General features: G+C 75.6%; 22 protein-coding genes. 19 read left to right on the top strand and 3 right to left on the bottom strand.

Translation table 11 applies throughout. The features are described 5' to 3' along the window. Positions 1-84: 84 nt before the first annotated feature. A complete protein-coding gene (locus AB0C78_RS22905) occupies positions 85-1,350 on the bottom strand; it encodes a TrpB-like pyridoxal phosphate-dependent enzyme (protein WP_360751016.1) in 1,266 nt (421 codons plus the stop codon). Further along, entirely contained in the window at positions 1,347-1,856 is a 510-nt protein-coding gene (locus tag AB0C78_RS22910) for a flavin reductase family protein (RefSeq protein WP_360751018.1), read from the bottom strand. Before AB0C78_RS22910 ends, AB0C78_RS22905 begins: the two co-directional genes overlap by 4 nt. A 249-nt stretch (positions 1,857-2,105) precedes the next feature. On the opposite strand from AB0C78_RS22910, the gene AB0C78_RS22915 reads away from it, so the two are divergent. The 19 genes from AB0C78_RS22915 (at position 2,106) to AB0C78_RS23005 (ending at position 20,572) form a co-directional block, all read left to right on the top strand. Further along, positions 2,106-3,008, top strand: a complete 903-nt coding sequence (locus tag AB0C78_RS22915; protein WP_360751020.1) for a hypothetical protein — start codon at positions 2,106-2,108, stop codon at positions 3,006-3,008. A gap of 50 nt (positions 3,009-3,058) precedes the next feature. Beyond that, positions 3,059-3,316 carry an acyl carrier protein gene (locus AB0C78_RS22920; RefSeq protein ID WP_360751022.1) on the top strand — a complete coding sequence of 86 codons (258 nt, stop codon included), beginning with the start codon at positions 3,059-3,061 and terminating at the stop codon, positions 3,314-3,316. A gap of 3 nt (positions 3,317-3,319) precedes the next feature. After that, complete coding sequence (locus AB0C78_RS22925) at positions 3,320-4,810, top strand: AMP-binding protein (RefSeq protein WP_360751024.1); 1,491 nt, start codon at positions 3,320-3,322, stop codon at positions 4,808-4,810. After that, complete coding sequence (locus AB0C78_RS22930; RefSeq protein ID WP_360751026.1) at positions 4,803-6,077, top strand: type III PLP-dependent enzyme; 1,275 nt, start codon at positions 4,803-4,805, stop codon at positions 6,075-6,077. Before AB0C78_RS22925 ends, AB0C78_RS22930 begins: the two co-directional genes overlap by 8 nt. 2 nt (positions 6,078-6,079) lie before the next feature. Beyond that, the gene (locus tag AB0C78_RS22935; protein WP_151542644.1) at positions 6,080-6,331 is read left to right on the top strand and encodes a phosphopantetheine-binding protein; all 252 of its coding nucleotides are present in this window, start codon (positions 6,080-6,082) and stop codon (positions 6,329-6,331) included. Continuing rightward, on the top strand, positions 6,328-7,503 hold the full coding sequence (locus AB0C78_RS22940) for an acyl-CoA dehydrogenase family protein (protein WP_360751029.1): 1,176 nt from the start codon (positions 6,328-6,330) through the stop codon (positions 7,501-7,503). Before AB0C78_RS22935 ends, AB0C78_RS22940 begins: the two co-directional genes overlap by 4 nt. Then, positions 7,496-8,608 carry an acyl-CoA dehydrogenase gene (locus tag AB0C78_RS22945; RefSeq protein WP_360751031.1) on the top strand — a complete coding sequence of 371 codons (1,113 nt, stop codon included), beginning with the start codon at positions 7,496-7,498 and terminating at the stop codon, positions 8,606-8,608. The genes AB0C78_RS22940 and AB0C78_RS22945 overlap by 8 nt, the downstream gene beginning before the upstream one ends. Beyond that, a complete protein-coding gene (locus tag AB0C78_RS22950; RefSeq protein WP_360751033.1) occupies positions 8,605-9,216 on the top strand; it encodes a 4'-phosphopantetheinyl transferase superfamily protein in 612 nt (203 codons plus the stop codon). The genes AB0C78_RS22945 and AB0C78_RS22950 overlap by 4 nt, the downstream gene beginning before the upstream one ends. After that, positions 9,213-10,157, top strand: coding sequence for a hypothetical protein (locus AB0C78_RS22955; protein ID WP_360751035.1), 945 nt, complete (start codon positions 9,213-9,215; stop codon positions 10,155-10,157). Before AB0C78_RS22950 ends, AB0C78_RS22955 begins: the two co-directional genes overlap by 4 nt. Beyond that, positions 10,154-11,683, top strand: a complete 1,530-nt coding sequence (locus tag AB0C78_RS22960; protein ID WP_360751037.1) for an amino acid adenylation domain-containing protein — start codon at positions 10,154-10,156, stop codon at positions 11,681-11,683. Before AB0C78_RS22955 ends, AB0C78_RS22960 begins: the two co-directional genes overlap by 4 nt. 57 nt (positions 11,684-11,740) lie before the next feature. Further along, the gene (locus tag AB0C78_RS22965) at positions 11,741-12,733 is read left to right on the top strand and encodes an EamA family transporter (protein WP_151542649.1); all 993 of its coding nucleotides are present in this window, start codon (positions 11,741-11,743) and stop codon (positions 12,731-12,733) included. After that, a complete protein-coding gene (locus AB0C78_RS22970; RefSeq protein ID WP_360751040.1) occupies positions 12,730-14,013 on the top strand; it encodes a glutamate-5-semialdehyde dehydrogenase in 1,284 nt (427 codons plus the stop codon). Before AB0C78_RS22965 ends, AB0C78_RS22970 begins: the two co-directional genes overlap by 4 nt. 19 nt (positions 14,014-14,032) lie before the next feature. Beyond that, positions 14,033-14,317, top strand: a complete 285-nt coding sequence (locus AB0C78_RS22975; protein ID WP_151542651.1) for a phosphopantetheine-binding protein — start codon at positions 14,033-14,035, stop codon at positions 14,315-14,317. After that, the gene (locus AB0C78_RS22980; protein WP_360751042.1) at positions 14,314-14,622 is read left to right on the top strand and encodes an NIPSNAP family protein; all 309 of its coding nucleotides are present in this window, start codon (positions 14,314-14,316) and stop codon (positions 14,620-14,622) included. Before AB0C78_RS22975 ends, AB0C78_RS22980 begins: the two co-directional genes overlap by 4 nt. A gap of 5 nt (positions 14,623-14,627) precedes the next feature. Continuing rightward, on the top strand, positions 14,628-15,770 hold the full coding sequence (locus AB0C78_RS22985; RefSeq protein WP_360751044.1) for an amidase: 1,143 nt from the start codon (positions 14,628-14,630) through the stop codon (positions 15,768-15,770). 108 nt (positions 15,771-15,878) lie between these two features. Then, positions 15,879-16,511, top strand: a complete 633-nt coding sequence (locus AB0C78_RS22990; RefSeq protein WP_360751046.1) for a GNAT family N-acetyltransferase — start codon at positions 15,879-15,881, stop codon at positions 16,509-16,511. Positions 16,512-16,902: 391 nt separating this feature from the next. Further along, complete coding sequence (locus AB0C78_RS22995) at positions 16,903-17,757, top strand: SAM-dependent methyltransferase (protein ID WP_360751047.1); 855 nt, start codon at positions 16,903-16,905, stop codon at positions 17,755-17,757. Positions 17,758-17,861: 104 nt separating this feature from the next. Further along, positions 17,862-19,175: an acyltransferase gene (locus AB0C78_RS23000; protein WP_360751049.1), complete on the top strand. Its 1,314-nt coding sequence runs from the start codon at positions 17,862-17,864 to the stop codon at positions 19,173-19,175. A gap of 188 nt (positions 19,176-19,363) precedes the next feature. Further along, positions 19,364-20,572, top strand: a complete 1,209-nt coding sequence (locus AB0C78_RS23005) for a helix-turn-helix domain-containing protein (protein WP_360751051.1) — start codon at positions 19,364-19,366, stop codon at positions 20,570-20,572. Between the two features lie 36 nt (positions 20,573-20,608). Here AB0C78_RS23005 and AB0C78_RS23010 read toward each other — a convergent pair whose 3' ends face one another. Next, positions 20,609-21,508, bottom strand: a complete 900-nt coding sequence (locus AB0C78_RS23010) for an alpha/beta hydrolase-fold protein (RefSeq protein ID WP_360751053.1) — start codon at positions 21,506-21,508, stop codon at positions 20,609-20,611. Positions 21,509-21,566 lie beyond the last annotated feature (58 nt).

Genomic DNA, 21,566 nt, shown 5'->3' on the forward strand with positions numbered 1-21,566 from the left:
GATCGTTCCTTTTGGGACGTCCCCGTTAACGCGCGGTCACGCCGGCGGCGCCCTCCGGAACCGGCCGCTCTCCCGCCGGCGCGCCTAGGCGATCTCGGAGTCCTCCGGCGGCCGGCCGGCCAGCCGCGCGTCGAGGTAGGCGCGGTAGGCGTCCCCGTCATAGTGGCCGTGATCGGAGAGGCAGAACACCAGCGGCCGTCCGGCGTTCTCGGGCCTGCCCGCCATCTCGCACGCGGCGTGCACGGCGTAGGCCGCCTCGGCCGAGGGCAGGTGCCCCTCGGTGCGCAGGAGCAGCCGGGCACTGTCGAAGACGGGCTTCTCGTCGTAGGCCTCCGGCCGGACCATCTCCCGCGCCCGCAGCTCGCTGAACAGCTTGGGCGCGGCGTGGTAGCGCATTCCCTCCGCCTGGATCGGAGCGCCCGCGTAGCCGCTGCCGAGCGTGTACATCTTCGCCTGCGAGCCGTGGCCCGCGCGGTCGCGCGCGTCGTAGCGGTACGCGCCGCGCGTCAGCACGGGGTACGAGCTCGACTCGACCGGCACGATGGCGGCCTCGCCGCCGCCCGCGAGGAACGGCAGGCCGAGCCCGCCGACGTTCTTGCCGCCGCCCAGGTAGCCGATCAGGACCGGGTCGCCGTCCTCGCCCAGACCGGTGAGCTGCTCGCGCGCCTCCGCGCCGATCACCGTGGAGTGCAGGATCGCGAACGGTTCGCTGCCGCCCAGGATCCAGCGCCCGCCCTCGGTCTCCCCCGCGCGCTTCATCGCCTCGCTCATCACGTCGCTGAGCGCGGTGCCGCGCCCGCCGCCCGGCGCCGACTCCGCGCCGCGCAGGACCTCGGCGCCGAGCAGCTCCATCACCGCGCGGCGCCCGGGCTTGCGGTCGAAGCTGCCCGGCACCATGTGCACGACGCACCGCAGGCCGAAGCGGGCGGCCGCGGCGGCCACCGCCGTCCCCCACTGCCCGGCGGCCGAGCTCGTCACCAGCGTGCGGACGCCGGCCTCGGCGTAGTAGTACGCCTGGGCCAGGGCCGTGAGGTACTTGTGCGAGCCCGCCACGTTGCCGGCCTCGTACTTCATGTAGAGCCGGGCCTCGGTGCCGAGGGCCGCCTCGAGCCGGCGGAGCCGGACGAGCGGCGTCGGGCGCCACTCCCGGTAGGCCTCCAGCACCGGCCCGGGGATCTCCACCCAGGGCCGCAGCGGCATGTTCTGCCGGACCAGCGCCTTCGGGACGGCCGCCGACAGCCCGCCGCCCCCGGCCGGGGACGGATCCGCCGCCCGCTCCGGGGGCAGCTCGATGCCGCGCTCGGCCAGGACGTTGTACCAGTGCGTGGGAACCTCGACGCCGCCGGTCACCGGTAACCCCCCTGGTAGAACGCGAGCGGTTCCTTGTCGTCGCACAGCCGGCCCGCCGACAGCACGCGGCCGAGCAGGATGCGGTGGTCGCCGGCGGTCACGGCGCCGTCCAGCTCGCAGTCGACGTAGGCGAGGGCGTCGTGCAGGATCGGCGCGCCGGTGGTGGCCGAGGCCACCTGGACCCCGCTGAAGCGGTCGCAGCCCGACGCGCAGAACCGGTCGGACAGCTCCTTCTGGTGGCGGCCGAGGATGTTCACCGCGAACGCCCCCGCCCGCTCGATCCGGGTCGCCGTCGCCGAGCCCAGATCCGCGCAGAACAGCACGATCGGCGGGCTCAGGGAGACGCTGGTGAAGGAGTTCACGGTGAACCCGGCGAAGCCGTCGCCGGTCGCGGCGGTCACCACGGTCACCCCGGTCACGAACGAGCCGAACACGTCCCGCAGATATCGCTCGCTCACCTCCTTGTTCTTCTCCGCGTACCTGTTCTCGATGATCTCCGCGGCCACCTTTGACCGTCCCTTCGATCGGCGGTGAATTGCTGAACGAGTCCTGAGGCGAACGGACTCTGAATCGAACGCGCGCGCATCCGGTAGCGCGCCGCATTTCCTCAGTGTCGGCCGGGGACGCACACGCAACACCGGATGTCAGGTTGATGTCAGCACCGCTCTGGCATGAACCTGTCGCCGCGCGTCGGGACGGCCCGCACGGCTATTTCCTGAGAATCGACCGACTGAATCGACCGATCAGGAGCAATCGTGATCGAGGATCCGACACGGACCGCGCCCCGGGACGCGGGGGGCGTGCACGCCTCCGTGATGGACTGCATCCAGGTGAACCTGGGCGTGCTCGCCGACCGGTTCCACGGGACGGACACCCATCTGCGGCTCGGCGCGCCGCTCCGGTTCGACGTCCGTCCGCTGGACCCGTCGCCCGGCGCGCTGCCCACGGTCGAGCCGGAACTCGACGAGCGCGTCGCGTCGGCCGCCCGCCTGCTCGGGCTCGCGACGAGCGAGCGGGACGCCGGCGACCTCACCGGCGGCCCGCTCTACGCGGTGGCCGACGCGTACGCCCTGCCGTGGGGGCCGTACTTCGAGCGGCAGCACATGGAGCACAGCTTCCTCGTCCTGGACGAGGAGGACCCGGACCGCGCCACGGTCGTCGACGCCTACCACAACGACACCGAGTGGGGGCCCGCCCGGCCGGGCTGGCACTCCTACCCGCGCGACGAGCTGGAGGCGCACCTCGCCGGCGCCGGGCTGCGGCTCTTCGACGTCGAGCCGTGCACCCCCGGCGACCCGCCGGGCCCGGAGGCCAACCGGGACCACCTCACCGCGGCCGAGACGGACGCAGCGCGCGACCGGTACGTGGCGGCGTACCGCGAGCACCCCGACCCGAAGGCCGCGGTCGAGCGGCTGACGCTCGAAACGTGGCTGCTGGCGCGCGACCGGGCGCTGCACGCCGCCTGGCAGTGCGCCGACCCCCAGGCGAAGGCGGCCGACCGGGCGCGCGACCACGCCCGGGCATGGGCCGGCTTCGCCGAGCAGGTGTACGTGGGACTGCGCAGGGTGCGCCGCGACCGTCCGGCCCCCGACCTGTACGGCCCGCTGGCCGGCCTGCTGGCCGAGGACGCCGAGCTGGCGGAGCGCTCCGCCGCCTGAACCGGCCCGCCCCCGAAACGGCCCCGTTCCCCCGACGACGAGGAGGCCCGATGCCCACCGTCCATGACGAAGTGATCGACACCGCCGCGGAGGTGCTCGCGGTCGACCGGCGCAGCCTGGTCGCCGCCGACCCGCTGACCGAGCTGCCCACCTTCAGCTCCTTCCGCGTGGTCGACATCGTCGAGCGGCTCGAGGAGAGGCTCGGCGTGGAGATCGACCCCGCCGACCTGCGCCCGGAGAACCTGCACCACCTCGACGCCCTGTGCGAGCTGTTCGCCCGCTCGGCGTCCGGCGCGAAGGCGGTGTGAGCGATGAGCGACCTGCTGCACCACCTGCTGGACGAGGCCGCGGAGCGCGACGGCGGCGCCGCCGCGGTCACCCAGGCCGACACCACGCTGACCTACGCCGGACTGCGGGACGCCGCCCGCCGCGCCGCCGCCGGGCTGTCCGAGAGGGGCCTGCGGCGCGGCGACCGGATGGTGGTCACCGCGATGCCCGACGCGCGGCTCGCGGCGCTGCTGTACGGCGCCGCCCGCATCGGCGTCGTCTTCTCCGTCGTGCACGAGCAGGTGCGCGGGTACGTCCTGCGGCACATCCTGGGCGACTGCGAGCCGGCGCTGCTCGTCGCCGACGACCCCGAGGCCGCCGGGACCGCCGCCGAATGCGGGGTCGCCGTCGCGGGGCTCGCCGACGCCCTCCCTGGGCCGGGCGCGCACGGACCGGTGACCGAGGACGAGCCGCTGGCCAACGACCCGGCGTGCCTCATCTACACCTCCGGCACGACCGCGCTTCCCAAGGCCGTCGTCTCCACCCACGCGCAGATGGTCTTCGCCGCCCGCGCGATCCAGGACCGGCTGCGCTACCGCGCCGACGACACCGTGTACTGCCCGCTGCCGCTCTCCTTCGACTACGGGCTCTACCAGCTCTTCCTCGGCGCGATCGGCGGGTCCCACGTCTGGCTGGGCAGCGCCGCCGAGGCGGGCCCGAGCCTGCTGGCGAACCTGCTGCACAGCCGCGCCACCGTGCTGCCCGCCGTGCCGCCGGTCGCCGACGGCCTGCTGCGGATGCTGCGCCGCGGCGCCGACCGGCTCCCGCCGCTGCGGCTGATGACCAACACCGGCGCCGCGATGCCCCGGCGCGTCCTGGACGGGCTGCGCGAGCTGCTGCCGGACCTGCGCGTCCAGCTGATGTTCGGGCTCACCGAGTGCAAGCGCGTCTCGATCATGGAGCCGGACGAGGACCTGCGCCGCCCCGGCGCGCTGGGCCGCCCGCTCGCCGGCACCGAGGCGTTCACCGTCGACGAGCACGGCCACAGGCTGCCGCCCGGCGAGACGGGCGAGCTGGTCGTCCGCGGGCCGCACGTGATGGCCGGCTACTGGCGGCGCCCCGAGCTGAACGAGCAGCGCTTCCCGCGCCGCGAGGGGCTCTTCCCCGAGCTGCGGACCGGCGACTACGGGGTGGTCGACGAGGACGGCTACCTGCACTTCCGGGGCCGCCGCGACGACGTCTACAAGCAGCAGGGGTTCCGGGTGAGCGCGGTCGAGGTCGAGGCCGCGGCCCGGCGGCTGCCCGGCGTGGACGGCGCCGCCGTCCTGCCCCCGGAGGGCGAGCGCGCCGAGGCCGTGCTGTTCGTCACCGGCGGCGCCGAACCCGCGGAGGTCCAGCGGCGGCTGCGCGACGACCTGGAGACCTTCAAGGTCCCGCAGCGCTGCCACGCGGTGGACGAGCTGCCGGTGAACGCCAACGGCAAGACCGACAAGAAGGCCCTGCGGGCCCGGCTGGAGGAGGGCGTCCATGCCTGAGCCGCCCATCGACCGGATCGCGGCGGAGGGGACCCCGGCCTACGTCTACGACCTGGCCGAGCTCGACGCCGCGCACGCGCAGCTCACCTCGTTCCTGCCGCAGCCGAGCGACCTGTACTACTCGCTGAAGGCCAACCCGCATCCGGCGATCGTCCGGCGCCTGCACGCGCTCGGCTGCGAGGCCGAGGTGACCTCCGAGGGCGAGCTCGCCTCCGCCGCGGAGGCCGGCGTCCCGCCCGACCGGATCCTGTACACCGGGCCCGGGAAGCGGGACCTGGACGTCCACCGGGCCTTGGACGCCGGCGTGCGGCGGTTCTCCGTCGACTCCGCCGAGGCCATGAGGCAGCTCGACGACATCGCCCGGAGCCGGGACGTGCGGGTGCGCGCGCTGCTGCGGGTCAACCCCGAGCAGCCGATCCCCGGCGTGGGGCTGGCGATGACCGGGGCGCCGTCGCAGTTCGGCGCCGACCTGCGCTGGATCGAGGCCGAGCCCGAGCGCTTCAGCGGCCACGGCGCCGTGGACGTCGAGGGCGTGCACCTCTACCTCGCCACCAACCTCGCCGACGAGGACACCCTCGCCGACCAGTTCGCGGTGGCGGTGGACGCCGCCGCCCGCGTCCAGCGGCGGCTCGGTTTCCCGCTCCGCACCCTGGACCTCGGCGGCGGGTTCGGCGCCCCCTACGCCCGCGAGGGCGCCCTGCCCGACTTCCCGGGCTTGGCGGCGCGGCTCAAGGAGCTGCTCGCCGGTGCCTTCCCCGGCTGGCAGGAGGGGCGGCCTCGCGTCGCGTTCGAGTCGGGCCGGTACCTGACCGCCACCTGCGGGCGCCTGATCACCCGGGTGCTGGACGTCAAGGAGTCGCAGGGCCGCCGGATCGTGGTGTGCGAGTCCGGCATCAACCACCTGGGCGGCATGGCCGGCCTGCGCCGCGTGCCGCCGATCCTGCCCGACCTCACCACCCCCGACGGCGCCGCCGAGCCGGACGGGCCCGGAGGGCCGGAGGAGGTGAGCGAGGCCATGGTCAGCGGCCCCCTCTGCACGCCCCTGGACACCTGGACGCGGCGCGGCGAGGCGCCGGCCGAGCTGAGCCGCGGCGACGTGGCCGTGGTGCCGAACGCCGGCGCCTACGGGCTGTCGGCCAGCCTCGCGCTGTTCCTCGGCCACCCGCTGCCCGACGAGGTCGTCGTCGACGGCACCGACGTGCTCGAACGCGGCCGCCTGGAGATCCGCCGCACCACCGACCCGATCACCCCGACACCGAGGAGGTAGTCATGGAAGACCAGTTCGCCACCCTGCTGCGCCCGTACCTGCGGTTCCTGCCCGAAGGCGAGGAGGTCCGGCCCGACGCGCGGCTGCGCGACCTCGGCCTGGACTCGATGCAGGCCATCGAGCTGCTGTTCGACATCGAGGACAGCTACCAGGTGACGCTGCCGGACGAGCGCCTGAACGACCGGACCTTCGAGACCGCCGACAGCCTCTGGCGGGCGGTCGACGAGGAGCGCGACTCGGGAGGGCGGTCATGAGCGTCACCGGCGCGCCGGACGTGCGGCGGCTGCTGCCGGACGTCCTGGAGGTCGCGCGCGAGCACGCCGCCGAGACCGACGAGGAGGCGCGGTTCCCCACCGAGGCCCTGGACGCCCTGCGCCGCAGCGGGCTGCTGGGCCTGCTCGTCCCGGCGGAGTACGGCGGCCTCGGCGGGACCGTCCGGGAGATGCTGGAGATCAGCGACCGGCTGTCCCGCGAGTGCATGTCCGTCGGGATGATCTTCGCGATGCACTGCCAGCAGGTCGCCACGGTCGTCGAGTACGCGGGCGAGGAGCTGCGCGCGTCGCTGCTGCCGCGGATCGCGCGCGGCGAGGCGTACATCGCGTCGGTGACCACCGAGCCCGGCAAGGGCGGCCACCTGCTGACCTCCCAGTCGCCGCTGGCCGGTGACGGCGAGTGGCTGCACCTGGACCGGATGGCGCCCGTGGTGACCGGCGGCGCGCACGCCGACGGGTTCCTGATCACCATGCTGGCTCCGGACGCGGACTCGCCCGGCCGGGTGTCGCTGGTCTACGCCGACCGCGACCAGCTCGACCTCGAGCAGGTCGGCGGCTGGAACCCGCTCGGCATGCGCGCCACGCACAGCGTCCCGATGAAGATCGTCGGAGACGTCCCGGCGGCGCAGGTCGTCGGCCGGCACGGCGAGTTCCGCGAGATGAGCACGCGCGTGTTCGCGCCGCTGGCGCACCTCGGCTGGGCGACCTGCTGGCTGGGCGCCGCCGCCGGGGCGCTGAGCCGGACGCTGCGGATGTTCCGCGAGCCGGACGAGCGCAAGAAGCGCGACCTGCGGTCGGAGCTGCTGCTCACCCGGCTGTCGAGGATCCGCCAGCGGCTCGACACCGTGCACGCGCTCATCGAGCACGGCCTCGTCCGGTACACGAGCCAGGCCGAGGGCGCGGACCTGTCGGCGCCCTCAATGCAGCTGCTGCTCAACGCGGTAAAGCTCACCGCGTCCGAGCAGTGCCTCGCGGCCGTGGACGAGCTGGTCGAGCTGACCGGCATCCGGCACGGCTACCTGCGCGGCTCGAAGCTCGCGCTGGAGCGGACGCTGCGCGACCTGCGCTCCGCCTCGCTCAACTACGCCAACGACCGGCTGCACCAGGCCGACGGGGCGCTGACCCTGATGGACGCGGAGGTGCGCTTTGCCTGACGCCACCGCCGTTCCCGACGCCACCGCCGTTCCCGACGCCACCGCCGTTCCCGACGCCACCGCGCTGTGGAGGAAGCTCGGCGACGAGGGCGCGCTGCGGGACCTGTACGAGGGGCCCGGCACCGACCCGGGGCTCGGGCTCGACCCGTTCGCGCTGCGCGACCTGCTCGCGTCGCTGGACGCCGGGCACGGTCTCGGCACCACGCTCGGCGTCTGCGTGCAGGCCGCCAGCGCGCTCCCGATCCTGCTCGGACGGCGCGACCGGGACGGCGGGACCGTCGCGCGCGTCGCCGAGCAGGCCGTGGCGGGCCGCGCGGTGGTGGCGTTCGCCGCCACCGACGCGGGCGCCGCGGGGTCCGACCTCACGGCCCTGACCACGCGGGTGGAGCTGGACGGCGACGAGGTGCGGCTGGACGGCGGCAAGCGGTGGATCGTCAACGCCACCACCGCCGACCACGCGCTCGTCCTCGCCCGGCACCGTCCCGGCGACCACTTCACCAGCTTCACCCTGCTGCTGGTCCCGGCCGGCCGCGACGGCGTCGGCCGGGCCGCGGCCCCGACCCGCTTCTTCGCGGGGTCGGGGCTCGGCGAGCTGACGTTCGACGGCGTGCGGCTGGACCGCTCGCACGTGATCGGGCGCCCCGGCCAGGGCCTGGCCGAGTTCGCCCGGCGGATGGCGTCCGAGCGGCTCGCCAGCGCCCTGTGGGCGTCGGCGCTGTGCCGCCGCGTCCTGTCGGACCTGCACGAACGGCTCACCGCGCGGACGATGCGGGACCGTCCCCTCTGGGAGATCGGCTCGGTGCGGCAGCGGTTCGCCCGCGCGCTGCTGGAGCAGCGCCGCCTGGACGCGCTCTGCGAGAGCGCCTGCCGGCGGGGCCGTCCGACGCCGGCGCAGGCCATGCTGCTGAAGGCGGCCGGGGGCGAGACGGTCCGGCTGGTGCTGGACGAGGCCGCGCAGCTGCACGGCGCCGACGGCTTCGCGGTCGGCGGCCTCCAGGAGCTGCGGGCCGAGGCGGCCATGTTCGGCATCGCGGGCGGGACGACGGAGACGATGCTCGAAGGCGTCGCCGACCACGCACCCGAACTCCTGGAGCAGGCGTCATGAGCGGCCCGGCCGCGAGCGGCGCCGTTCCGAACGGCGCCGTCGTCGACATCGCCGAGGGGGTGGCGATCGCGTTCGCGCGCGTCGCCGACGTCCTGCCGGACGGTCCGGCCGACGAGCACCGCGCTGGCCGCGTGCTGCTGGACGGCCTGCTGGCCCGTTCGGCGGGCCCCGAGCTGGCGGGCGCGCGGGTCGCGAAGGGGGACAACGGCCGGCCGTACCTGCCCGCCCACCCGCGCATCGGGGTGAGCGTGTCGCACAGCGGCGGGTACGTGGCCGCGGGCGTCGGCCTCGGCCGCCGGGTCGGGGTCGACACCGAGGTCCCCGCTCCCGTCTCCCCCGGCCTGCGGGAACGCTGCTGCTCGCGCACCGCGCTCGGCGCGCTCCGCCGGCTCCCGCCGGAGCGGGGGCGGCGCGAGTTCGTCCGGATCTGGACGGTCCAGGAGGCGTGCGTGAAGGGCGCGGGCCTGGGGCTGGCCGGTGCTCCGTGGCGGATCCCCGTCGAGGTCGGGCAGCACCGCGGGCACTGGAACGGCTTCACCTGGCGCAGCCTCCCCGACCGCTTCCCCGTCCCGGTGTCCTGCGCGTACTCGACGGAAGGAATGCCATGAGCGACGGACTCAGCTGCTACACCGGCAATCTCGTCGCCTATCTCGAACGGCACGAGACCGACCCGGCCGGCCGGGTGGCCCGCTCCATCCGCGTGGCCGTCCGCACCGACCTGCCCGACGGATCGCTCGCCATCTCGCACCACGCCATGCCGCTGCACCGGCTGCCGGACGGCGGTGAGCTGCGGTACCGCTCGGCGCGCGACCGCGACGCGACGCTCCACGGGATCAGGGCGGAGCTGGACGCGCAGGGGCAGGTCCTCGTGGTCGCCGACAGCTCGCTGCTGCCGTGGTCGCCCGGCGCCGACACGGGCGCGCCGCACTACCTGCTGGTCACCGGCTTCGACGACGGCGGCTGGCACGTCGTCGACCGGTTCTCCGCCCTGCTGCCCGGCGGCGGCGAGCAGAGACCGTTCGACGGCCGGCTGGGCGAGGAGGAGTTCGCCGGGCTGCTGCGGCCCCGCGACCCGCTCCCGCCGGAGCAGCGGCGGCGCAACGAGCACGCGTTCGGGTTCCCGGTGCCGGTTCCGCCGGACGGCGACCACCAATGGCTCGCCCGCGTCACCGGCGAGTCCGGGGACGGCGCCGTCCTGCCCGGGCGGTGGATCACCGATCCGGCGCGGGCGCTCGACCGGCTCGCCGAGCACTTCGCCTCCGGGCCGGACAGCGGGCGGCTGCTGGAGGACGTCTGGGCCGTGGCCCGCCACCACACCTTCCGCTACGAGCGGCTGCGGGACCGGCTCGACGGCGCGGACGAGGCGTACAGCGCCTGGAACGAGCTGCCGAGGGCCGTCCGCTTCGCCCACGAGTCCGCGCAGCGGGGCCGCGCCCGCCCGTCGCTGATCGCGACCGCGTTCGGCCGGTTGAGCCGCATCGAGGACGACCTGCGCGAGCCGCTGGCCGCGCGGGGCTACGGAGTGGAGATGGAAGGAGCGAAGACATGACCGAGCGGACCCTGTACGAGTGGTTCGCGGACGCGGCGTCCCGGTATCCGGAGGAGACGGCGCTCGAGGCGGGCGGCGAGACGCTGACCTACCGCGAGCTCGGCGAGGCGGCCGAGCGGGTGGCGGCGGCACTGGCCGCGGCGAGCGGACCCCGCCCGAGGCGCGTGGGCCTCGCCGCCGAACGGATCCCGCTGACCTATGCCGGTTACCTCGCCGCACTGCGGCTCGGGGCGACGGTCGTCCCGCTCAACCCCGTCTTCCCCCCGGAGCGCAACGAGACGATCGCCCGGTCGGCGGGCGTCGACGCCGTGATCACGGGAGAGGAGCCGTCCGGGCCGCTGCGCGAAGGGCCGTGGGCCATCGTGCGCGGCGACGCGGTCCGGGACGCAGGCGGCGGGGCACCGCCCGTGGCGGGCGATCCCGAACCGGTGGCCTACATCCTGTTCACCTCGGGTTCCACTGGCGCGCCGAAGGGGGTGCCGATCGAGCACCGCAACGTCTCCCCCTACCTGGCGTACAACATCGAGCGGTACGAGGCCGGGCCGGGCTGCCGCTTCTCGCAGACCTTCGACCTGACCTTCGACCCGTCCGTGTTCGACATGTTCGTGGCCTGGGGTTCGGGGTCCGCGCTGGTCGTGCCGGCCAAGGACGAGGTGGGCGACCCGGCGGGCTTCGTGCGCGACCGGGGCGTCACGCACTGGTTCTCGGTGCCGTCGGTGGTCTCGCTGGCCCGGCGGATGCGCCGCCTCCCGCCCGGGAGCATGCCGGACCTGCGCTGGAGCCTCTTCGCCGGCGAGCAGCTCACGACCCGGCAGGCCGCCGCGTGGCGCGAGGCCGCGCCCGCGAGCACGCTCGAGAACCTCTACGGCCCGACCGAGCTGACGATCACCTGCACCGGCCACCGGCTCCCGCCGGACCCGGCCGCCTGGCCCGCGACCCGGAACGGGACCGTGCCGATCGGCGAGGTGTACCCGTCGCTGGAGTCGGTGATCCTGGACGAGGACGGGCGGCCCGCCGAGGAGGGCGAGCTCTGCGTCCGTGGCGCTCAGCGCTTCCCCGGCTACTTCGATCCCGCCGACGACGCCGGCCGGTTCGTCTCGTACGAGCCCGGCGGCGGCCCGGGCGTGCCCTACGACGGCTCCGAGCCCCTCACCGACCGGCACTGGTACCGGACGGGCGACCGGGTGGAGCGGGGACCGGACGGCGGGCTGGTGCACCTCGGCCGCCTCGACGGCCAGGTCAAGATCCACGGTTACCGGGTCGAGCTCGGCGAGATCGAGGCGGTCCTGCGCGGGCACCGCGCCGTCGAGGACGCGGTGGCGCTCGTCGCCGGCGAGGGCGACGCCGCCGATCTGCGCGTCGCCTACACCGGCGACGAGGTCCCGGCGCGGGAGCTGAGGGAGCACGCCGGGCGGAGTCTGCCCTGGTACATGGTGCCGCGGGCGTTCACCCGGATGCACGGGTTCCCGCTCACTCCGAACGGCAAGGTCGACCGCCGCCGGATCGAGGCGCTCGCGGGCGCATGACTCGGGCCGTCCGGGCAAGTCTCTATGTAACGGCATGACCTGTTACGAGGAGGAGCAGTGACCGCCAAGATCCGATCCGCGGCCGGCCTCGCGCTCCCGGTCGTCTTCGTGCTGATCTGGAGCAGCGGCTACCTGGTCGGCTCGATCGGCGCCCACGCGGGGCCGCCGCTGGGCCTGCTGGCGTGGCGGTTCGTCATCGCCTTCGCCGTGCTCGCGGCGATCTCGCTGGCGACCCGGGCGCCCTGGCCGTCCGGACCGCGCACCTACCTGCATCTGCTGGCGATCGGGATCCTGCTGCAGACCGTCCAGTTCGCCACCCTCTACCTGGCGCTCGGCATGGGCGTCCCCGCGGGGCTGTCGTCCCTGATCCTCAGCGCGTGCCCGCTGGTGGTCGGCGCCGCCGCCGTCCCGCTCTTCGGCGAGCGGCTGGCCGGGGCGCAATGGCTCGGGCTGGCGCTCGGCCTCGCCGGGGTCGGCGTCTCGCTCGCCGAGAAGCTCGCGGGGGGCGGGAAGCTGGCCGGGTACGCGCTCGTCGCGCTGGCGCTCGCCGGCTTCGCGGCGGGCACGCTCTACCAGAAGGCCGCCGGCCTGAAGGTGGACCTGCGCACCGGTACCACCGTCCAGCTGTTCGGCGCGATGGTGACGACCATCCCGCTCGCCCTGCTGCACGGCGGGATGCGCCTCCCGCTGACGTTCCCCGCGGTCGGCTCGCTGGTCTGGCTCGCGACGGTGAACTCGATCGGCAGCTTCACCCTCCTGTTCGTCCTGCTGCGGATGCGCGGCGGCGGCGCCGCGACCAGCCTGCTCTACCTGGTCCCGCCGGTGACGGCGCTGCTCGGCGTCCCGATCCTCGGGCAGAGCGTCGGGTGGAGCGTCTTCGCCGGGATGGCGGTGTCGGGCGCCGGCGTCGTGCTGGTGCTGCGCGGCGGACGCCGTACCGAGGAGGAACGCACAACAGACGAAGAGGACGCGGCGCGCACCGCGGAGCCGGCCCGGAGCCGGGCCCGCGACGTCCCCGTCCGCGACTACGCCAGGAGCGCGAACCGATGACCGATGACATCCTGCGCCGCGCCCGCGAGGCGCAGCGCGCCGCACCGCCGGTCGGCGACGAGGCCTACCCCTCGTTCGTCCGGGCGGCCCGCAAGCGCATGGCGGCGCACTGGCCCGACCTCACCGGCGCCGGCGACCGCGACGTCGAGCGGGCCCGCGAGAAGGGCCTCCCGGAGGCCATGCTCGACCGGCTGCGGCTGGCGGACCGCCACCGCGACGCCCTGGACGCCGCCTTCGACCGAATCGAACGGGACCTCCCACGCAACGCGCGGACCGGCGAGAGCGTCCAGGGCATGGGAGAGGTGCGCGCGCAGCGCGTGCTGCGCCCGCTGGGCGTGATCCTCATGGTCTTCGAGGCGCGCGCCGAGATCACCCTGCGCAGCGCCGTCATGTGCGCCGCGACCGGCAACGCCGTGCTGCTGCGCGGCGGCTCGGAGGTCGCCGAGACCAACGCGGCGGTCGGCGGCGTGCTGCGCGCCGCGCTCGCCGACGCCGGCCTCCCCGAAGGGCTCGTGACGATCCTGGACAGCGGCGACCGCAGGCAGCTGCGCGCGCTGCTCAAGCGGGACGACGCGATCGACGTGATCATCCCGCGCGGAGGCCCGAGCCTGATCGAGACCTGCCGGACCGCGTCCCGCATCCCGATGATCACCGGTGGCGGCGGGGCCAACCACCTGTACGCGCACCGCACCGCCGACCCGCGCACGGCCGCCGTCCTCACCCTGGACGGCAAGCTGCCCGACCCGGCGGCCTGCACCGCGCTGGAGACCGTGCTGGTGGACGAGGAGCTGGCCGACGCCTACCTGGCGGCCCTCGCCGAGGCGGCGCGGGCCCCCGACGCCGGTGGGCTCGTGCTGCGCGTCACCGAGGAACTGGCGGCGCGCGTCCCCGCAGGGCTCGCCGGCCGCCTCGACCCGGCCCGGCTCGGGCCGCACGACGACGGCCGCGAGTACCTCGACCAGACGCTGGCGGTCCGCACGGTCTCCGGCCCGCAGGACGCGATCGCGCACATCGGCCGCCACGGGTCGGGGCACACCGAAGGCGTGCTCACCACCGACGACGCGGTCGCCGAGGAGTTCTGCCGCCGGGTGGACGCGGCGGCCGTCGTGGTGAACGGGTCGCTGCGCCTCAACGACGCGCCCGCGATGGGCCTGGGCGCCGCCCTCGCCATCAGCACCGGCAGGCTGCACGCCCGCGGCCCGGTGACGCTCGACCGCCTCTACACCCGTTCCTGGATCATCGACGGGGCGGGCACGCCCCGCTTCCGTACCGCGGCCTGAACCCGAAGGAGGACACACCATGACCGCCAACGACCGGACCGCGCCCTCGTCCGGCGAGGTCGCCACGGCCGTCAAGCGGATGCTGATCGCCGAGTCGCGGCTCAGCATGGACCCGGCCGAGCTGGCCGGCGACGAGCCGCTCAAGGGCGACGTGCTCAACGTCAGCTCGCTCGGCTTCGTCGGCATGTTCGTCCGGCTGGAGGACGAGCTCGACGTCGAGCTGCCCGACGACCTGTTCAACGGCCGCACCTTCACCACCGTCGACGACATGGTCGAGGTCGTCGCGGCGGCCGCGGGGCGGTGACCGCCGTGCTGACCTGCCGCATCGACTACACCATCGACCCCCGCAAGGCGGGCGAGTTCGCCCGCTACGCCGCCGCCTGGCCGCCGATCATCGAGCGCTGCGGCGGCCGGCTGGTCGGGTACTTCCTGCCGGGCGACGGCCCGAACAACCAGGCGATGGCGCTGCTGGACTTCGCGTCGCTCGCCGAGTACGAGGCGTTCCGCGGCCGGCTCGCGGCCGACGAGGACGCCAAGGCGACCAAGGCCGAGGCCGACGCCAACGGATGCGTGCTCGTGGAGTCCCGGACCTTCTTCCGGAGGGCCTGAGGACCATGGACGCCCTGCACGCGTGGGCCTGGCGTCCGGACGGCCCGGCGCCCGCCACGGCGGACGGCCCGCTGTCCGGGTTCGTGCTGGGCGTCAAGGACGTCATCGACGTCGCGGGCATGCCCACCCGGTGCGGATCGCCGCTCACCGCCCCCGATCCGGCCGCGGCGGACGCGCCGGCCGTCGCGCGGCTGCGCGCCGCCGGGGCCGTGATCGCGGGCAAGACGCGGTGCACCGAGTGGGCGCTGAACGACCCCGCGCCGACGATCAGCCCCTTCGACGCGGACCGCACGCCGGGCGGGTCGAGCGCGGGTTCGGCGGTCGCCGTCGCGACCGGCGGCTGCACCGCCACGCTGGACACCCAGACCGCCGGCGACGTGGTGCGGCCCGCCGCCTACAACGGCGTCGTCGGCCTGAAGCCGACGGCCGGGTGGGCGACGGCCGCGGGCGGCCGGGCGGTGGCGCCGAGCATCGACACGCTCGGCGTCCTCGCCCGGCACGTCCGGGACGCCGCCGCCGTGGCGGCCGCGATCGCCGACCACCCCGGCCGCTTCGCGCCTCCGGGCCGGGCGGCGGCGCCCCGGATCGGCGTGCTGCGCGACCCGTTCACCGACCGGGTCGGGGACGCCGTGCGCGCGTGCCTCGCCCGAGCCGTCCGCGCGTTCTCCGCCGCGGGCGCCGACGTGCACGACGTCTCGACCGGTGTCGACCTCGCCGCCGTGCACGCCGCGCACCGCGTCATCACGTTCGCCGAATGCGCGTCCCTGCATCGCCGCCGCTACCGCGACCACGCCGAACGCTACGGTCCGCGCGCCCGGGAACTGATCGAGCGGGGGCTGGGCACGTCCGCGCGCGACCTCCAGGAGGCCGGCGCCGTCCGCCGGGACGCCGCCGAACGGCTCGGCTCCCTGCTGGAGGGCCTCGACGCGCTCCTCGTCCCGGCGGTGCCCGAACCCGCGCCACCGCGCGCGACGACGGGCGACTCCCGCCTCCAGATCCCGTGGACCCTGTGCGGCCTGCCCTCGCTCGCGCTTCCCGCCGGCACGGCCGGGCCCCTGCCCCTCGGCGTCCAGCTCGTCGCGGCCCGGAACGCCGAACCGGAGCTGATCGCGGCGGCCGCCTGGTGCGAGCGGGTCCTCGGGACCTGACGCGGTGCGGGGCGCGAAGGCTCCGGGAAGCGTGCGCACGACTGGCGCCGCTCCTTGACGAGCGGCAGGCGGCAGGCGAGGATCGGCGCGTCCCGAGGAGGCCGCGCCATGACGTCCCAGTCCCAGCCGTCCCCGCTCGTCCGCGCGGCGGGCGGCGCCGACGCCGACGCGCTCGCCGCGGTGCTCGGGCGCGCGTTCGACGACGACCCCGTCTGGCGCTGGATCCTGCCCGACGACGCGTCCCGCGTCCGACGGCTGACCGGCGTGTTCGGCATCCTGCTGCGGCAGGTGCACCTGCGGCACGGCGGCACCGAGGCGGCCGGCCGCGGACCGGACGCGGAGGCCGCCGCGCTGTGGGACCCGCCCGGGCTCTGGCGCGTCCCGCTGCGCGCCCAGGCGGCGCAGGCCGTGCCGCTGCTGCGGGCGCTCGGCCGCCGGGTGCCGGCGGCGCTGCGCGCGCTCGGCGAGATCGAGAAGCACCATCCCCCGGAGCCGCACTGGTACCTGGCGGTGCTCGGCACCGACCCGCCCGCGCAGGGCAACGGGCTCGGCGGGGCGCTGCTGCGCTCCCGGCTGGACCGCTGCGACGCCGAGGGCGTCCCGGCGTACCTGGAGAGCTCCAAGGAGCGCAACGTCCCGTACTACGAGAGGTTCGGGTTCCGGGTGACGCGGGAGCTCGCCCTTCCGGGCCGCGGCTGCCCGCCGGTGTGGCTGATGTGGCGGGACCCGGACGGCGGCTGACCGGCTCCCGACACGCGGGTGCACCTTCGGTTAAGCCGCTGTCATGGCCGGAAGCGGCCACCTCCGCGAGGGCGGCCGGCGGACGCGTGGCCGGCCGGTGACGGTCCGCCGCCACGCCGCTTCCCTGATGCCCGTCACCTGCGCCCGCGGGAACCGGGGAACACCGCCAAACGCGGTTGACCCGATGCGGCCATGCCGGCGGCGGTTTTCGGCCGGACCGGCGGGCGCCGCCGCCGCACCGCGACCCGATCGGCCTACCGTCGAGGAGTAGCCACCCCACGATTGGTGAAGCGCCCATGACGACGTCCCGCCCGCCGTCCCGCACCAGACCCCGCGCACGCCGTCGTACCGCACCCGGCCGGCCGGCGGCCGAGGCCAGGACGGCACGGACATGAGCGTTCCCGCCGTGGGCACCCGGGCCCTCGCCGCCGTGTCCCCGCTCGGGGCCGAGCCGACCGGGGACGCGTCCGGGGACGCCCCGCTCGCCCTGCACCGGCCCGCCTCCTCCCGCGTGCACGACCACCTCCTCGGCGGGAAGGACAACTACGCCGCCGACCGCGACCTCGCCCGGCAGGTCCTCGAGGTCCTGCCGCAGGCCGCGGACGCCGCGCGCGACGGCCGGGCGTTCCTCGCCCGCGCGGTCCGCGCCTGCGCCGAGCGCGGCGTGCGGCAGTTCCTCGACCTCGGCTGCGGCCTGCCCGCCGCCGACAACCTGCACCGGATGGCCGCCCGGCACGTGGCCGGCACCCGCGTCGTCTACGTCGACGCCGACCCGCTCGTCATCGCGCACGCCCGCGCGCTGCTGGTCGAGGGCGGCAACATCGCCGCGCTCCGGGCCGACCTGCGCGACCCGGACGCGATCCTCGCCGCCCCGCAGGTGCGGCGGCTGATCGACCCGGCCGAGCCGGTGGCGCTGGTGTTCTCGTCCGTCCTGCACTTCCTGCCGGACCCGCGCGTCCCGGTCGCCGCGCTGGGCGCCGCGGCCGCGCCGGGCAGCGCGCTCGTCGTCTCGCACGCCACCGCCGACCACGCGCCCGGGCCGGTCGCCGAGGCGGCCCGGCGGTACGCGGCGGCGGGCGCGGGCCCGCTGCTGCCCCGCGCCGCGGGCGAGATCGAGCGGCTGTTCGGGCCGTTCTCGCCGCTGTCCCCCGGCATCGTGCCGGCCGGGCGGTGGCGTGCCGGGGACCCGCGCCCTGCGGACGGGGCGGCACCGGTCCTCTACGCGGGCGTCGGCATCCGCTCCTAGCCCGGACCGGTGACCTTGCGTGCCGGTTCCCCGACACGCCGCGTTCAGGTGATGTTCAGGGGGTCTGTGGAGAACGTGGAGGCCGGGCCCCTAGGGTGGCCCGGATGCCGACGAACACTCTCACCACGGAAACGAAGGCAAGCGGCGCGCCGGCGGTCCCGGCGGCCCGGATGGGCTGGCTCGACGCCCTGCGGGGCGTGGCCGCCTTGGTGGTGGTGTTCGAGCACTCGCTGGACGTGCTGCTCCCCGAGGTCCGCCGGAACGTGAGCCCGTGGTTCGACTTCGGGCGCTACGGGGTCTTCCTGTTCTTCCTGATCAGCGGCTACGTCGTACCGTTCTCGCTGGTCCGGCGGGGCAGCGTCCGGACGTTCTGGATCGGCCGGCTCTTCCGGCTGTACCCGGCCTGGTTCGTGTCCGTCGGGCTCATGCTGGCGCTCGGCGTGAGCGGCGTGTCGTGGGGCCTGCCGGACGGGCTCGGCGACCGCCCGTGGATCTCCACCGTCGCGCACCTGACGATGCTGCAGGACCTGCTCGGCGTGCCCAACGTCGTCAACGTGTTCTGGACGCTGTCCTACGAGATGGTGTTCTACCTGCTGATCACCGCGATGTTCATCGCGGGCGTGAAGGGCGCCAGCGCGCGGGTGTCCCTCGGCTTCGGCGTGGCCGCGGCGATGCTCGGCGTCTCGCTGCCGTCCGGGCTGCTGGCCACCCGCTGGCCCGGCACCACCCCGATGGTCGCCGCGTTCGCCCTCGCGGCGGGCATCGCGGCCATGGTCAGCGGACGTCCGGCGGTGCGCCGCGCGGGCGTCGCGATCGTGGCGGCGCTCGCGCTGACGCTGCTCGTCCTGGACAGCCGGATCGGCGGCGTCGAGAGCCTGTGCATCATCGCCACGATGTTCGCCGGGACGGCGGTGCGCGGCATCCAGGACGGGCGGCTGCGCGCGCGGCCCGCCGCGGCGATGGTCGCCCTCGTCCCGGTCCTGACGCTGCTGGCGGGGCTGCGCCCGCCCGCGACGTGGGCCGAGCACGGGTACCCGCAGTCGCTCGGCGTCGACTGGTCGATCGGCGTCGCCGCCGCCTGGCTGACCTTCCTCGGCGGCCTGGCGCTGCGGCACCGCCGCATGCCCCGGGCACTGATGTGGCTCGGGCTCGTCAGCTACTCGGTGTACCTGCTGCACCCGATGATCGTCCAGACGGTCTGGCGGGTCGCCGGGGAGCGCGACGCCATGCCGCTGTGGCTGCGGCTGGCCTGGGAGGGCGTGCTGCTGGCCGCCGTCCTCGTGGCCGCCGGGCTGGCGCACCGGTACGTCGAACGGCCCGCGCAGCGCCTCGGCCGCCGGCTGACCCGGCGCGCGGCCCGCGCGCCGGAGCCCCCGGCGGAACCGCCCGCGCCGCTGCCCGCGCCCGCCGTCCCCTAGCCGCCCGCCGTCCCTAGCCGCTGGGGGGACGGCCGGGACCGCCGGGGCACGTGATACGCATTACAGGAGGATTCCGACGAACCTCCCGTCCGGACACGCGCCTTCACCGCGCGTGCACCGGATGGTGACAGCGATCGCTTTCTTGCCTAGGGTGAGGCCGCCGGTTCACCCCGCCGGAGGGAGGTCCCATGGTCAGTCCCCTGCCGGACGGACACCGGACGGCGCCCGGGTCCATGCCCGCCGAACTGCCCGACCTGCTGCGCCAGCACCTGCAGGCGGCGGTCGAGGAGATGGAGCGGGAGATCCGCGACCAGGTGCCCGAGTACGCGGGCGACGGCGGCGGCGCGTACGCCCTGCGGGTCGAGCGGACGGTCAGCGAGACGGTCGCGTTCTTCGTCGACTCCGTCGACCACCCCGACGCCGACGCGCGGCACCTGACCGAGCTGTACATGCGCCTCGGCGAGCAGGAGGCCCGGCAGGGGCGCGGGCTGGAGGCGCTGCAGAACGCGATGCGGGTGAGCAGCCAGATCGCCTGCCGCCGCTTCATCAAGGACGCCTACCGGCTCGGCTGGTCGCGCGAGACGCTGGGTCGGCTGACCGACTCGCTGTTCATGCTGGTGGCGCGGGTCGCGGACGCGGCGGCGCAGGGGTACGCCCGCGAGCAGGGGCAGCTCGCGACCGAGCGGGAGCAGCGCCGCGAGCGGCTGCGGGACGCGCTCGTCGCCGAGCCGTCGCCCGGGCACGAGGCGATCACCGAGCTGGCGGTCGCGGCGCGCTGGGACCCGCCGCGCAGCGTCGGGCTGGTCGCGCTGCCCGCCGGCGCGCCCGCGGGCGCCCGGATCCTGCCGCCGGCGGTGCTGGCCGCGTGGGACGCGCCCGTGCCGTACCTCGTCGTCCCCGACCCCGAAGGGCCCGGGCAGGACCGGCTGTGGCCGGCGCTGCGCCGGATCGGCACCGCGGCGATCGGGCCGACAGTGCCGCTCACGCAGGGCGCGGTGTCGCTGCGGTGGGCGCGCCACGCGCTGACGCTGATCGAGCGGGGCCTGCTGCCCTCCGGCGCGCCGGTCCGGTGCGCCGACCACATCGCCTCGCTGGCCACGCTGGCGGCGGAGGAGCTGGTCGGCGCGACCGCCGGGGCCGTCCTCGGCCCGCTGCTGGACCTGGCGCCGGCGCGCCGGCAGCCGCTCGCCGAGACGCTGCTGACCTACCTGCAGTCCGGCGACAACGCGGTGGTCGCGGCGGAGCGGCTGCACATCCACGAGCAGACCGTCCGGTACCGGCTGCGGCGCATCACGGAGCTGACCGGGGGCCGGTTCTCCGACCTCGACGGCCGGCTCGACCTGATGCTGATGCTGAGCTGGCTGGTGCGGTCGGGGCGCGCGGAGGAGTCCGCCTGACCCTCCCCGCCTGACCCTCCCCGCCCGGCCGCGCGCCTAGGACCGGGCGAGGTGGCGGCCGAGGAACGCGAGCTGCGCGGGGAGGCGGGGACGCCAGAAGCCGCCGTCGTGGCATCCGCCGCCCATGGAGCCCTCCGGGTGGATCCGGCCGCGCAGCCTGCGGGCCATCGGCGCGAAGGGGTCGCTCGTGCCGCAGTCGACGCGGATCGGGACGCCCTTCAGCGCGTCCAGGGCGGCGAAGACGTCGTTGCGGGCGAAGTCGGCCGCGCCGTCGAAGGACCGCGCGTTCGTGCGGTGCGCGTCCGCGTAGGAGTTGAACAGGGCGGGCGACGAGGCGACGGCGGCGGCCATGCGCCGCGCGCCCAGCCTCCGCGCCAGCACGAGCGCGCCGTAGCCCCCCATCGACCAGCCGATGGCCGCGATCCGGTCGGTGCGGGCCCCCTCGGCGCGCAGCCGCGGCAGCAGCTCGTCGATGATCATGCCGATGGGGTCGTCGCCGTCGGCCCGGGCGTGCCAGTACGTGTCGGGCCCGCCGTCGACGGCCGCGATCGCGAACGGGGCGACGCCGCCGCGCGCGACGGCGTCCGGGAGGTAGTGGTCCAGCGCGAGGGACCGCACGGCGGACGCGCCATCGCCGCCGCTGCCGTGCAGGGCCACGGCGACCGGGAGACCGCGCAGGGTCGCATTCGACGCGGGCAGGACGACGGTCGCGGTGACGTCCGTCCGGCGGTGCGCCGACCGCCAGGCCAGCCGCCGGACGGTCGTCGACGCGGCGGGCGGCGCGGGCACGTCCCCGCACCGGCCGAGCGCCTTGTCGAGGCGGACCCGGCCGGGCAGGACGTCGTTCTCGACGAGGGCGTAGCCCGTCCCGCCCGCCGCCGCGAAGGCGCCGAGCCCGCCGAGGCCGGAGATGAGCAGCGCGCGCCTGGAGATCACTGAGGGGTCCTTCCGGAGGGGGCGTCACCCGATTGGATCTCCCGGGGGCCGCAAAAGG

It is taken from the genome of Actinomadura sp. NPDC048394, assembly GCF_040651755.1.
In the GTDB taxonomy this organism is placed as follows: domain Bacteria; phylum Actinomycetota; class Actinomycetes; order Streptosporangiales; family Streptosporangiaceae; genus Spirillospora; species Spirillospora montaniterrae.

Excerpts from the sequence above, each read along its gene's own strand:
- AB0C78_RS22920 (WP_360751022.1), top strand. The coding sequence starts at position 3,059 with ATGCCCACCGTCCATGACGAAGTGATCGACACCGCCGCGGAGGTGCTC.
- AB0C78_RS22925 (WP_360751024.1), top strand. The coding sequence starts at position 3,320 with ATGAGCGACCTGCTGCACCACCTGCTGGACGAGGCCGCGGAGCGCGAC.
- AB0C78_RS22930 (WP_360751026.1), top strand. The coding sequence starts at position 4,803 with ATGCCTGAGCCGCCCATCGACCGGATCGCGGCGGAGGGGACCCCGGCC.
- AB0C78_RS22935 (WP_151542644.1), top strand. The coding sequence starts at position 6,080 with ATGGAAGACCAGTTCGCCACCCTGCTGCGCCCGTACCTGCGGTTCCTG.
- AB0C78_RS22940 (WP_360751029.1), top strand. The coding sequence starts at position 6,328 with ATGAGCGTCACCGGCGCGCCGGACGTGCGGCGGCTGCTGCCGGACGTC.
- AB0C78_RS22950 (WP_360751033.1), top strand. The coding sequence starts at position 8,605 with ATGAGCGGCCCGGCCGCGAGCGGCGCCGTTCCGAACGGCGCCGTCGTC.
- AB0C78_RS22955 (WP_360751035.1), top strand. The coding sequence starts at position 9,213 with ATGAGCGACGGACTCAGCTGCTACACCGGCAATCTCGTCGCCTATCTC.
- AB0C78_RS22960 (WP_360751037.1), top strand. The coding sequence starts at position 10,154 with ATGACCGAGCGGACCCTGTACGAGTGGTTCGCGGACGCGGCGTCCCGG.
- AB0C78_RS22970 (WP_360751040.1), top strand. The coding sequence starts at position 12,730 with ATGACCGATGACATCCTGCGCCGCGCCCGCGAGGCGCAGCGCGCCGCA.
- AB0C78_RS22975 (WP_151542651.1), top strand. The coding sequence starts at position 14,033 with ATGACCGCCAACGACCGGACCGCGCCCTCGTCCGGCGAGGTCGCCACG.
- AB0C78_RS22985 (WP_360751044.1), top strand. The coding sequence starts at position 14,628 with ATGGACGCCCTGCACGCGTGGGCCTGGCGTCCGGACGGCCCGGCGCCC.
- AB0C78_RS22990 (WP_360751046.1), top strand. The coding sequence starts at position 15,879 with ATGACGTCCCAGTCCCAGCCGTCCCCGCTCGTCCGCGCGGCGGGCGGC.
- AB0C78_RS22995 (WP_360751047.1), top strand. The coding sequence starts at position 16,903 with ATGAGCGTTCCCGCCGTGGGCACCCGGGCCCTCGCCGCCGTGTCCCCG.
- AB0C78_RS23000 (WP_360751049.1), top strand. The coding sequence starts at position 17,862 with ATGCCGACGAACACTCTCACCACGGAAACGAAGGCAAGCGGCGCGCCG.
- AB0C78_RS23005 (WP_360751051.1), top strand. The coding sequence starts at position 19,364 with ATGGTCAGTCCCCTGCCGGACGGACACCGGACGGCGCCCGGGTCCATG.